Origin of the sequence: Kitasatospora sp. NPDC058046 (assembly GCF_042885595.1) — a bacterium.
Taxonomy (GTDB): Bacteria; Actinomycetota; Actinomycetes; order Streptomycetales; family Streptomycetaceae; genus Kitasatospora.
Genome location: NZ_JBHVRS010000045.1, coordinates 30,283 through 42,021 on the forward strand (window position 1 = coordinate 30,283; position 11,739 = coordinate 42,021).

The 11,739-nt window shown below is 74.4% G+C and carries 9 protein-coding genes and 1 pseudogene; 9 read left to right on the plus strand and 1 reads right to left on the minus strand.

Annotated elements, in window-relative coordinates; genetic code table 11:
* Positions 1–291: 291 nt before the first annotated feature.
* Positions 292–1,236 (minus strand): ferritin-like domain-containing protein, encoded by a 945-nt coding sequence (locus tag ACFVU7_RS44015; RefSeq protein WP_388052253.1) that lies wholly within the window; start codon positions 1,234–1,236, stop codon positions 292–294.
* Positions 1,237–1,520: 284 nt separating this feature from the next.
* Here ACFVU7_RS44015 and rimP point away from each other — a divergent pair, with 284 nt between their 5' ends.
* The 9 genes and pseudogenes from rimP to ACFVU7_RS44060 all read left to right on the plus strand — a co-directional run.
* Entirely contained in the window at positions 1,521–2,057 is a 537-nt protein-coding gene (gene rimP, locus ACFVU7_RS44020; RefSeq protein ID WP_074006402.1) for a ribosome maturation factor RimP, read from the plus strand.
* A gap of 55 nt (positions 2,058–2,112) precedes the next feature.
* Positions 2,113–3,114 (plus strand): transcription termination factor NusA, encoded by a 1,002-nt coding sequence (gene nusA / locus ACFVU7_RS44025; RefSeq protein ID WP_049659751.1) that lies wholly within the window; start codon positions 2,113–2,115, stop codon positions 3,112–3,114.
* Positions 3,115–3,190: 76 nt separating this feature from the next.
* Complete coding sequence (locus ACFVU7_RS44030) at positions 3,191–3,484, plus strand: YlxR family protein (RefSeq protein ID WP_074006403.1); 294 nt, start codon at positions 3,191–3,193, stop codon at positions 3,482–3,484.
* A gap of 229 nt (positions 3,485–3,713) precedes the next feature.
* On the plus strand, positions 3,714–6,857 hold the full coding sequence (gene infB, locus ACFVU7_RS44035; RefSeq protein ID WP_074006404.1) for a translation initiation factor IF-2: 3,144 nt from the start codon (positions 3,714–3,716) through the stop codon (positions 6,855–6,857).
* A gap of 148 nt (positions 6,858–7,005) precedes the next feature.
* Complete coding sequence (locus ACFVU7_RS44040) at positions 7,006–7,302, plus strand: DUF503 domain-containing protein (RefSeq protein WP_030289887.1); 297 nt, start codon at positions 7,006–7,008, stop codon at positions 7,300–7,302.
* A gap of 153 nt (positions 7,303–7,455) precedes the next feature.
* A complete protein-coding gene (rbfA, locus tag ACFVU7_RS44045) occupies positions 7,456–7,896 on the plus strand; it encodes a 30S ribosome-binding factor RbfA (RefSeq protein WP_388052257.1) in 441 nt (146 codons plus the stop codon).
* Positions 7,897–7,898: 2 nt separating this feature from the next.
* Positions 7,899–9,002: a bifunctional oligoribonuclease/PAP phosphatase NrnA gene (locus ACFVU7_RS44050; protein ID WP_079272940.1), complete on the plus strand. Its 1,104-nt coding sequence runs from the start codon at positions 7,899–7,901 to the stop codon at positions 9,000–9,002.
* A 35-nt stretch (positions 9,003–9,037) separates the two neighbouring features.
* A complete protein-coding gene (truB, locus tag ACFVU7_RS44055) occupies positions 9,038–9,967 on the plus strand; it encodes a tRNA pseudouridine(55) synthase TruB (RefSeq protein ID WP_049658666.1) in 930 nt (309 codons plus the stop codon).
* 191 nt (positions 9,968–10,158) lie between these two features.
* Positions 10,159–11,739 (plus strand): annotated as a pseudogene (locus ACFVU7_RS44060) (serine protease); the annotation flags it as partial.

Below are 11,739 nucleotides of genomic sequence, written 5' to 3' on the forward strand. Positions count from 1 at the left end.
GGGGTGGCTCCGGGGGTGGCCGCTCCGGGGGCTGGATGATTTTCAGACTGCCCACCCTGGAGGTGGGGCGTTCAGACCGTTGGCAGTCTGAAAATCACCCGTCACGCCCCTCTCCGCGGCCACCCCCTGCGCCACCCCCGCCCGCGGCGCGTCCCTCTCGCGGGGGGAGGGGCGGGTGGGTGGGGGTGGGGGAGGTGGCCTTGGTGCGGGAGGTGGGGGCTGAGGGGGGTGGTTGCGGGCGCGTGGGCTTTCGCCCGGCGCGCCCGCTGAGGGGGGTGTCAGAGGGGGGTGTCAGGTGGGGATGCCCGGGAGGGCGGGGGTGGGGGCGCCCCAGGTGTGGGCGCGGAGGGTGGCTTCGCGGAGGGCGGTGGCGGCGAAGGGGCGGTAGGGGGTGGGGAGGGTGAGGAGCAGGTCGGCGTAGGTGGTGGTCAGGCGGGTTTCCAGGTGGACGGCGAGTTTGGCGGCGTCGGTGGGGGAGGCGACGGGGAAGGGGAGCTGGTAGCCGGCGGCGGCGGGGGTGGGGGCGGCGGTGGCGGAGGTGAGGAGGCGTTGCCAGGCGTCGCGTTGGGCCTGGTGGGCGGCGTGGGTGGTGCGGGCGGCGGTGCGCTGGGGGTCGTCGGGGAGGTGGGCGCCGACCACGCCGTAGCCGTAGACGGCGGCGTGTTCGGCGCTGAGGGCGGCTTGGAGGGCGGGGACGGCGGCGTTGGCGTCGGCGGCGCGTTCGGTGGTGGTGCTGCTGGCGGTGGTGGTGCCGTCGGGGGTTTTGACGGGGGTCTGGTCGCCGAGGGCCGCGGCGTGCAGGGCGTTGCCGGCGGAGACGGAGGCGAGCAGGCGGGCGAGGGGCGGGCTGACCTCGTCGAGGCCTTGGAGGTGGGACTCGGCGGTCCGGTGCTCCATGAGGGCCAGCTCGGGGAGGGTGGGGAGGGCACGGGACGGGGTGCCGGTGGGGGAGGGGCTCGCGCTCGGCAGGCCCTGGGCGAGGGCGGCGCGGTGCCGGGCGGTGTCGTCGCGCAGCGGTTGGAGCAGGGCGGTCTGGGCGCCCGGGGCGGTGAGCAGGCTGTCGTAGGCGCCGAGCAGGAGGTCGGTGTCGGCGATCGCGCGCAGGCGGGCCGGGGTGTCGAGGTCGCGGGGTGGGGTGGGGCCGGCCGGGTGGGCGCCGTGGGGGTCGGCGGTGCAGGCGGTGAGGGTGGTGAGCAGTCCGAGGGCCAGGAAGGTCCGTCGGCTGGGCGGCTGCATCGGGATCACTCCGGGCGGGTACGGGAGGACGGCCTCCCCGCCTGCCCTCGTTGGCGTGAATGATTACAGAATCCCCACGTTCCCGGGTGCGGTTCGGGGATGCCGTGCCGGGTGTGAGCTTGCTCGCAGTGGGTGGCGTGGGCGTGGTCGGCGGAGGTCCGGAATCGGTGGTTGGGGGCTTGACCGGATAGGCTTTGGGCCGAGCTGCCGTGACCCGGTGTGGCACACCGGGGGCGCGGGGCGACCTTCTGACAACAGCAGACGCGGCCGAGGAGTCCACCCGGATGAGCACCACCCACACCGACCGGCTGCGAGCGTTGCTGGAGCCGCTGGCCGAGCAGGCCGGACTGGATCTGGAGGACGTCAGGGTCACCCGGGCGGGCAGCCGTCGGCAGGTGCAGATCGACGTCGACACCGACGGCGGCGTGGACATGGACGCCATCGCCGAGTTCAGCCGGGTGGTCGGTGAGGCCCTGGACGAGTCGGACCTGATGGGGGACGACGCGTACCTGCTGGAGGTCGGCTCGCCGGGTGCGGAGCGTCCGCTGGTCCTGCCCCGGCACTGGCAGCGCGCCGAGGGTCGGCTGGCCAAGATCCACCTGGAGGACGGCGGGGAGATCGTCGCCCGGGTGCTGGAGGCCGACGAGGACGGCGCACTGGTCGAGGTGCAGCCGGTGAAGGGACGCGGCCGTCCGAAGGAGCGCCGTCTGGCGTACGCGGAGGTGGCCCGGGCGCGCGTCCAGGTCGAGTTCAACCGCAAGGACGACGAGCTCCTGGACGAGGCCGCGGACTTCGACGAGGGGGAGGACGGCGCCGAGTGAACCCCCGGTGCCGTACGACCATGACGAACGTGACGAAAGACGAGGAGGCGTAGCCGTGGACATCGACATGAGTGCCCTGCGCACGCTGGTCAACGAGAAGAACATCCCCTTCGACCTGCTGGTCGAGTCCATCGAGTCCGCCCTCCTCACCGCGTACCACCGCACCGAGGGCTCGCGCCGGCGGGCCCGGGTGAACCTGGACCGCAAGAGCGGCCACGTCACCGTGTGGGCGATGGAGGACCCGGCGGAGCTGGACGAGGGCGTCGAGCCGAAGGAGTTCGACGACACCCCGAGCGGCTTCGGCCGGATCGCGTCCAGCATCGGCATCCAGGTGATGATGCAGCGTCTGCGCGACGCCGCGGACGACCAGACCTTCGGTGAGTACGCGGGCAAGGAGGGCGACATCGTCACCGGTGTCGTCCAGCAGGGCAACGACCCGAAGAACGTGCTGGTCGACATCGGCAAGCTGGAGGCCATCCTGCCGCCGCAGGAGCAGGTCCCGGGCGAGGACTACCGGCACGGCACCCGCCTGAAGTGCTACGTGGTGGCCGTGCGCCGCGGCGTGCGCGGGGCCTCGGTGACGCTGTCGCGCACCCACCCCAGCCTGGTGAAGAAGCTGTTCGCGCTGGAGGTCCCGGAGATCGCGGACGGCAGCGTGGAGATCGCGGCGATCGCCCGTGAGGCCGGCCACCGGACCAAGATCGCGGTCTGGTCGCGCCGCCAGGGCCTGAACGCCAAGGGCGCCTGCATCGGCCCGATGGGCTCCCGGGTGCGCGCCGTGATGGGCGAGCTGCACGGCGAGAAGATCGACATCGTCGACTGGTCCGAGGACCCCCGGGAGATGGTGGCCGCCGCCCTGTCGCCCGCACGGGTGACCAGCGTGGAGATCGTGGACGCCGCCCAGCGTTCCGCCCGGGTGATCGTGCCGGACTACCAGCTGTCGCTGGCGATCGGCAAGGAGGGGCAGAACGCCCGCCTGGCCGCGCGCCTGACCGGGTGGCGGATCGACATCCGGCCGGACACCGAGGTCCCCGCCGAGGAATCGCAGGCCCGGTAATCATCGTTGTCGTGTGCGCCCCTGCCGGTCCTCCGGGATCGGCGGGGCGGCGCCATGTCGCTTCGGAGGGGTAGACTTGCCTTCGTCTGGCCGGACGCACGTCCGAGCACGCCCGGAACGCACCTGCGTGGGCTGCCGCAAGCGAGCGGCCAAGCACCAGCTGTTGCGTGTCACGGCGGTCGAGGGCGAGTGCGTCCCTGATCCCCGCGGCGCACTCCCGGGCCGGGGAGCTCACCTGCACCCCGATCCGGCCTGCCTCGACCTCGCGGTCCGCCGTCGGGCGTTCCCCCGGGCCTTCCGGCTCCAGGGCGCGCTCGACACCGAGCGGCTCCGCGGGTTCATCGGGGAGCTGGTGGGCGGAGCCCCCTAGCCGGGCGGCCTCCCGCGACACTCGCCGCTCGCGCGGCGGAGAACCACCGCAACAAGCACAGCGCTCGGGCAGCCGCGCGCCGTGCCACCAGTCAGGTACCTCGCGATGTGGAAGTAGGTCGAGATTGCGATGAGCTCTCGATGAGTACGCGATGAGTACGCGATGGGTACGCCCATGAAGTAGCGACAGTCCGGCGGACGAGACCCCCGGACTCATAGACAGGAGTGAAGTGGCTAAGGTCCGGGTTTATGAACTCGCCAAGGAGCTTGGCTTGGAGAGCAAGGCCGTCATGGCCAAGCTCACCGAGCTCGGCGAGTTCGTCCGTTCGGCGTCCTCGACGATCGAGGCGCCGGTCGTACGCAAGTTGACTGACGCGCTTGGTGTGGCCCCCACCGGTGGTGGTTCCGCTGCCAAGCCGGGCCCGCGGAAGCCCGCGGCGCCCTCCCCCGCGGCCGGCTCGGGTGCCCCGAAGCCGGGCGCTCCGACCCCGGGTCCGCGCCCCAGCGCGACCCCTGGTCCCCGTCCGACCCCGGCTGCCGCCGCGCCTTCCGCGCCGGCCGCCGCCCCTGCGGCCCCCGCGGCCGGAGCGGGTGCCCCGAAGCCGGGCGCGCCGACTCCGGGCCCGCGCCCGGCCGCGCGTCCCGCCGCTCCGGCGGCTCCGGCCGCGCCCGCGGCCGAGTTCTCCTCGCCGGCTCCGGCCGAGGCCCCGCGTCCCGCCGCCCAGGCCCCGCGCCCGAGTGGCGGCCAGGCCTCCGGCGGTGCCCGTCCGGGCCCGCGTCCGGCCGGTCCGCGTCCGGGCAACAACCCGTTCACCTCGGGTAGCGCCACCGGCATGGGCCGCCCCGGCGACCGCCGTCAGGGTGGTCAGGGCGGTGCTCCGCGTCCGGGTGGTGCCCAGGGTGGCGACCGTCCGCGTCCGGGCGGCGACCGTCCGCGTCCCGCCGGTGCCCCGGGTGCCGGTGCGCCGCGTCCCGGTGGCGACCGTCCGCGTCCCGCCGGCGCCCCGGGTGCCGGTGCGCCGCGTCCCGGTGGCGACCGTCCGCGTCCCGCCGGCGCTCCGGGTGCCGGTGCCCCCCGTCCGGGTGGCGCCCCGCGTCCCGACGGCATGCCGCGTCCGGCCGGTCCGCGCCCCGGCGCGCCGTCCCCGTCCGGCATGCCGCGCCCGAACCCGGGCATGATGCCGCAGCGTCCGGCCGGCCCGCGTCCGGGCCCCGGTGGCCGTGGTCCCGGTGGCCCCGGCGGTCGTCCGGGTGGTCCGGGCGGCGCCGGTGGCGCCCGTCCGGGCTTCCAGGGTCGTCCGGCCGGTCCGGGCTCGCGTCCGGCTGGTGGCGGCGGCTTCGGCGGTCCGCGTCCGGGTGGCGGCGCCCCCGGTGGTGGCGGCGGTTTCGGCCCCCGTCCCGGCGGCTTCGGCGGTCGTCCCGGTGGCCCGGGTGCCCGTGGTGGCACGCAGGGTGCCTTCGGTCGTGGCCCGGGCGGTCGCCCGGCTCGCGGTCGCAAGTCGAAGCGGGCGAAGCGCCAGGAGTACGAGGCCATGCAGGCCCCGTCCGTCGGCGGTGTGATGCTGCCTCGCGGCAACGGCCAGACCGTTCGCCTGTCGAGCGGCGCCTCGCTGATGGACTTCGCGGAGAAGATCAACGCCAACCCGGCCGCGCTCGTCTCCGTCATGTTCAACCTCGGTGAGATGGTCACCGCGACCCAGTCGGTCTCCGACGCGACCCTCGAGCTGCTGGCCGGCGAGATGGGCTTCCAGCTGGAGATCGTCAGCCGGGACGACGAGGACCGCGAGCTGCTGGAGTCGTTCGACATCGACTTCGGTGCCAACGAGGGCGACGAGGACCAGCTGGCCCCGCGTCCGCCGGTCGTCACCGTCATGGGTCACGTCGACCACGGTAAGACCCGCCTGCTGGACGCGATCCGCAAGTCCAACGTGGTGGCCGGCGAGGCCGGTGGCATCACCCAGCACATCGGTGCCTACCAGGTGGCGACGATGGTGAACGGCGAAGAGCGCCCGATCACCTTCCTCGACACCCCGGGTCACGAGGCGTTCTCCGCCATGCGTGCCCGTGGTGCCAAGTCCACCGACATCGCGATCCTGGTGGTCGCGGCCAACGACGGTGTCATGCCGCAGACGGTCGAGGCGCTGAACCACGCCAAGGCCGCGGGTGTGCCGATCGTGGTCGCCGTCAACAAGATCGACGTCGAGGGCGCCGACCCGACCAAGGTCCGCGGTCAGCTGACCGAGTTCGGTCTGGTGGCCGAGGAGTACGGCGGCGACACCATGTTCGTCGACATCTCCGCGCGCCAGGGCCTGAACATCGACCAGCTGCTGGAGGCCGTGGTCCTGACCGCGGACGCCTCGCTGGACCTGCGGGCCAACCCCGAGCAGGACGCGCAGGGTATTGCGATCGAAGCCCACCTGGACAAGGGCCGCGGCGCCATGGCGACCGTCCTGGTCCAGCGCGGTACCCTCCGCGTCGGTGACTCGATCGTCGTGGGCGACGCCTACGGCCGCGTCCGCGCCATGCTGGACGAGAACGGCAACAACCTCGCCGAGGCCGGCCCGTCCCGCCCGGTGCTGCTGCTCGGTCTGACCTCGGTGCCCCGCGCCGGCGACAGCTTCATCGTCGTCGACGAGGACCGCACCGCCCGTCAGATCGCCGAGAAGCGCTCGGCCCGCGACCGCAACGCCGCCTTCGCGCAGCGTCGGGTCCGGGTGTCCCTGGAGGACCTGGACAAGGCCATCGCCGCCGGCTCCATCGAGCAGCTCAACCTCATCATCAAGGGTGACGTCTCCGGTTCGGTCGAGGCCCTCGAGGACGCCCTCGTCAAGCTGGACGTGGGCGAGGAGGTCGAGCTCCGGGTCCTGCACCGCGGTGTGGGTGCCATCACCGAGTCCGACGTGGACCTGGCGATGGGCTCGGACGCCATCATCATCGGCTTCAACGTGCGCGCCGAAGGCCGTGCGCGCGCCGCGGCCGACAAGGAAGGCGTGGACGTCCGGTACTACTCGGTCATCTACCAGGCGATCGAGGAGATCGAGAACGCCCTCAAGGGCATGCTCAAGCCGGAGTACGAGGAGGTGCGCCTCGGCGCCGCGGAGATCCGCGAGGTCTTCCGCTCCTCCAAGTTCGGCAACATCGCCGGTGTCCTGGTCCGCGACGGCATCATCCGCCGCAACGCCAAGGCCCGCCTCATCCGCGACGGCAAGGTCGTGGCGGAGAGCCTCACCATCGAGGGTCTGCGCCGCTTCAAGGACGACGCGACCGAGGTCCGCGAGGGCTTCGAGGCCGGTGTCACCCTGGGGTCGTTCAACGACATCAAGGTCGAGGACATCATCGAGACCTACGAGATGCGCGAGAAGCCGCGCGCCTAGTCGGTGTCAGCCGGGGCCGGTCGACGGGTGGTATTTCCGTCGACCGGCCCCGGTCTCGCTGTGTAGGGTCCGGGGTAGTCACACAGTGGCGCCAGCCCGTTTCCGGGCTGCTCCCCGAGGCCTTCCAGGTCGGCGAGACCTGTCATACATGTTCGTGGGAACACTCACCTTCGACCTGCTGCTGGGCGACGTCCACTCGCTCAAGGAGAAGCGTTCGATCGTGCGGCCCATCGTGGCCGAACTGCAGCGCAAGTACAGCGTGTGCGCTGCCGAGACCGGGAACCAGGACCTGCACCGCCGGGCCGAGATCGGCCTCGCGGTGGTCTCCGGCGAAGCCGGGTACGTCACCGAGGTCCTGGACAGCTGTGAGCGGTTGGTCGCCGGCCGCCCCGAGGTACAGCTCCTCTCCGCGAGGCGGCGGTACCACAACGACGACGACGAATGAGGACCGTGGAGCCGGCCGACGGAAGTCGCCGTTCTCACACGGATCAGGACCGAGAGCGCCCGCAAGGCCGGGCGCGGGCCGGTACTTTGGGGCGTGGGCCCCGACGGGTGCGCAGTTCTCCCGGGTACCGGGCCCATTGCACGAGGAGGCAACGTGACCGACACCGCTAGGGCGCGCAAGCTCGCCGACCGCATCCAGGTGGTCGTCGCCCAGACCCTGGAGCGGCGGATCAAGGACCCCCGACTGGGGTTCGTGACCATCACCGACACCCGGGTGACCGGGGACCTGCGCGAGGCCACCGTCTTCTACACCGTCTTCGGTGACGAGACCGAGCGCGAGGCCACCGCGGCCGCGCTGGAGAGCGCCAAGGGCGTGATCCGCTCCGAGGTCGGCAAGATCGGGGTGCGCTTCACCCCGACGCTGACCTTCGTCGCGGACGCGCTGCCGGACAACGCCCGGAACATCGACGACCTGCTCGACCGGGCCCGCAACTCGGACGCCGCCGTGCGCACCCGGGCCGCGGGGGCGAGCTACGCCGGCGACGCGGACCCGTACCGGGTTCCGGCGGCCGAGCGTGACGACGAGGACGAGTAGTCATGGCGGGTGAGCCGGCGCAGGCCGCCTCGCGAGCCGGATCGACCACGGGGGCGTCCTCCACCAGCACGGTGGAGGGTGCCCTCGTGGCGCTTCCGGGCCCGCGCGCCGAGGAGAGCGGGTTCGAGCTGCTCTGGCAACAGGTGGTGGCGGAGATCGGGCGGGCCCGTTCGATCGACCTGATCTGCCACATCTGCCCGGACGGCGACGCGCTGGGCTCCTCGCTGGCGGCGGCGCTGGCGCTGCGCGCGCTCGGCAAGCAGGTGCGGGTCTCCTTCGGCGACGACCCGCAGGTCGTGCCCGAGTCGCTGGCCTTCCTGCCCGGCCAGGAGCTGATCGTGCCGGCCGTCGAGGTGCCGGACGTGCCGGAACTGGTGCTCTGCTTCGACGTGGCCGCGGAGAGCAGGCTCGGCCTGCTGCACGCCAAGGCCTTCGCCGCGCCCGTCCTGGTGGTGCTCGACCACCACGCCTCCAACCCGGGCTTCGGCACCCACCAGCTGATCGACCCGACCGCGCCGGCCACCGCCGTGCTGGTCGACGAGCTGCTGCGCCGGCTCGGCGTGGAGCTGGACCAGGAGCTGGCCACCTGCCTCTACACCGGTGTCGCCACCGACACCGGTTCGTTCAAGTACCGGGCCACCACGCCCGCCACCCACGAGCTGGCCGCCCGGCTGCTGGCCACCGGCATCCGGCACGACCTGATCGCCCGGCAGCTGTGGGACACCTCCTCCTTCGGCTACCTCAAGGTGCTCGCGGGCGCGCTCGACCGGGCCGTCTACGAGCCGGAGGCGGCGGACGGGCTGGGCCTGGTGTGGACCTGGGTGCCGTACCAGGACCTCGCGCTGTTCAGCGTCACGGTCGAGGAGATCGAGGGGCTGATCGACATCCTGCGCCGCCCGGCCGAGGCCGAGGTGGCGCTGGTGCTCAAGCAGGACCCGGACGGCACGTTGCGCGGCTCCTCGCGTTCCAAGGGCGCGGTGGACGTCGCCGCGGCCTGTGCCGAACTGGGCGGCGGGGGGCACGTCTTCGCGGCCGGATTCAGCGTCCGGCAGGACGTGGCCGCGGTGGTCGAGCGGTTCCGGGGCGCCCTGCGACCGGTACGTTGATCATCTCTGCTGTTGTTGTTGAGAGAAAGAACCCGATGAAGCGCAAAGGCACCGGCCCGGACGGCCTGGTGATCGTCGACAAGCCTGAGGGCATCACGTCGCACGGGGTCGTCGCCAAGCTGCGGTGGCTGGCCGGGACCCGGAAGGTCGGGCACGCCGGCACCCTGGACCCGATGGCCACCGGCGTCCTGGTGATCGGCGTCGAGCGGGCCACCCGGCTGCTCGGCCACCTGATGCTCACCGCCAAGACCTACGAGGCGACCATCCGGCTCGGCCAGACCACCGTCACCGACGACCGCGAGGGCGAGGTCACCGCCTCGGCCCCGGCCGACGCCGTCACCCGGGAGGCGATCGACGCCGGGATCGCGGCGCTCACCGGCGAGATCATGCAGGTGCCGTCCAAGGTCAGCGCGATCAAGATCGACGGCAAGCGCTCGTACGCGCGGGTGCGCGAGGGCGAGGACTTCGAGCTCGCGGCCCGGCCGACCACGATCCACTCCTTCACCGTGCACGGGCAGCGCGCGGCGGTCGCCGAGGACGGCACGCCGGTGATCGACCTGGACGTCACCGTCGAGTGCTCCTCCGGCACCTACATCCGGGCCCTGGCCCGGGACCTGGGCGCCGGGCTGGGCGTCGGCGGGCACCTGACCGCGCTGCGGCGCACCAGGGTCGGGCCGTACGGGGTGGAGTCGGCGCGCACCCTGGAGCAGCTGGAGGCCGACGTCACCGGCGAGTCCGCCAAGGGTCTCGAGGTGCTGCCGATCGGCGAGGCCGCGGCGGCCGCCTTCCCGCGCTGGGACCTGGACGAGGCCTCGGCGGAGAAGCTGTCGCACGGCGCCCGGCTGAAGGCGCCCGGGATGGGCGTGGACGGGCCGATCGCGGTGTTCGGGCCGGACGGGCGCTTCCTCGCGCTGGTCGAGGAGAAGGGCGGGCAGGCGAAGCCGGTCGCGGTCTTCGTCGGCTGACGCCCCCGCTGTTCGGAGCCCCCGTCGGGAATCGTCCCGACGGGGGCTTTCCCGTTCCCGGACCCCCTTTCACCCGCACGAGGGAGCGCGCGGAGTGAACGCCCGTGGTGAGCGGCGCGGGCGCGGTCGGACCGCCTCCCGCGCGGGCAGGCTCCGGGCGGCGGGCGAGCGACGGTCGAGGGGGCAATGGGATGCCGGGGTTTCTGGAGGGCGATCCGGGGCGGTACCTGCTGCGGATCCGCGACCTCAACGGGCGGCTGCACGGCTTAGGGTTCGTCGCCGACCCGCAGGGGGGCGTGCTGACGGCACACGAGAGCGTGGCCGGACTGGACCGGGTCGTCCTGCACACCCCCGGCGGGCAGACCAGGGTGCTCGGCCCGGACGCCGTGCTGCCGCTGCCCGGGCACGGGCTCGCCCTGCTGCGCACCGAGGCGGTCGGCGGGCTGCCGGTGCCGCCGCTGCCGCTGGCCGCCGTCGCGGCCGGGCACGAGGTGCTGCTGCCCGCGCTGGCGGGGGAGGACGGCCGGGTGGTCGCACTGCGCTGCGGGCTGCTCGGGGTCACCGGCGCGGCGTACGGCGGGCACCGGCTGGGCGGGGTGCTGCTGCTGGACGTGCCGGTGGTCGGCGGGGTCGCGGTGCCGGCCGGCTCGCCGGTGCTGGACGCCCGCAGCGGGGCGGTGGTCGCGCTGGCCGCGCCCGCCCTGCGCGACCCCCGGCACGGCGGGGCGCTGCCGGCCGTGGCGGTGGGAGCGGGCCCCGCGGACGGGACGGCGGCCGCCGGGGTGCTGGCCGGGCTGCTGGCGAGCAACGCGGCGGCGGTGCCCGGCTACGGCCCGGCGCTGAACCTGGCCGGGGTGCTGCGGCTGACCGCCGCCCAGGTGACGGCCGCCGGTGCCGGACCGGCCCGGGTGGCCGACCTGGCCGCCGACCGGGTGGACCGGCCGGACGGCCTCGCCGGGGACGAGCCGTCCTCGACCGTCACCGCGCTGGTCGGCGCCCCCGGCAGCGGACGCACCACCGAACTGGCCGCGCTGGCCGCCCGCCGGCACGGCGGCGCCCACCCGCTGCCCACCCTCTGGCTGCGCGGCGCCGACCTGCGGGCCGGGGACCGCTCGCTCGCCGAGCCGCTGGAGCGGGCGCTGGCCGCAGCCGCGGCCGGACTCGGCACCCCGGCGCCCGCGCCGGAGCCGGTGGCGGCGCTGTGCGCGGCGGCGGGACGGCCCCTGCTGGTGGTCCTGGACGGCCCCGAGGAGGCCCCGCTGGCGGTGGACGCGCGCTGGCTGCGCGGCGCCGGCCAGTGGCTGACCGGCTGCGGCGCCCGGCTGGTCACCGCCTGCGGCGAGGAGCTCTGGGAGCGGCTCGCGGCCGAGACCTGGGGGAGCGGCACGCCCGGCCCCCGCCGTACCGCCGAACCGCACCCGGACGGCGATCTGGGCAGCGCCCCCACCGTACGGATGGACGGCCGCGGCCCGGACGGGCCGAGCCTGGCCGGGCAGCGGCTCGGCCCGCTGCCCCCCGAGGCGGCCGAGCGGGTGCGCCGCCGGTACGGGCTGCCGCCGGGCCACCCGGCCGCCGCCGGGGACGGCGGGCACCCGCTGGCCGTCCGGCTGGCCGGGGAGCTGTGGGCCCAGGGGCTGCGCGACGGGCCGGTGCGCCGCGGCGAGCTGTTCGACGCCTTCCTGGACCTGCGCTGCCTGCGGGTGGCCCAGCGGCTGGCCGAGGACGGCCGGCCGCGCCGCCCGGGCGCCCACCGCCGGGGCGCGGTGCGGCCG

Excerpts from the sequence above, each read along its gene's own strand:
- ACFVU7_RS44015 (WP_388052253.1), bottom strand. The coding sequence starts at position 1,236 with ATGCAGCCGCCCAGCCGACGGACCTTCCTGGCCCTCGGACTGCTCACC.
- rimP (WP_074006402.1), top strand. The coding sequence starts at position 1,521 with ATGAGCACCACCCACACCGACCGGCTGCGAGCGTTGCTGGAGCCGCTG.
- ACFVU7_RS44040 (WP_030289887.1), top strand. The coding sequence starts at position 7,006 with ATGTTCGTGGGAACACTCACCTTCGACCTGCTGCTGGGCGACGTCCAC.
- ACFVU7_RS44050 (WP_079272940.1), top strand. The coding sequence starts at position 7,899 with ATGGCGGGTGAGCCGGCGCAGGCCGCCTCGCGAGCCGGATCGACCACG.
- truB (WP_049658666.1), top strand. The coding sequence starts at position 9,038 with ATGAAGCGCAAAGGCACCGGCCCGGACGGCCTGGTGATCGTCGACAAG.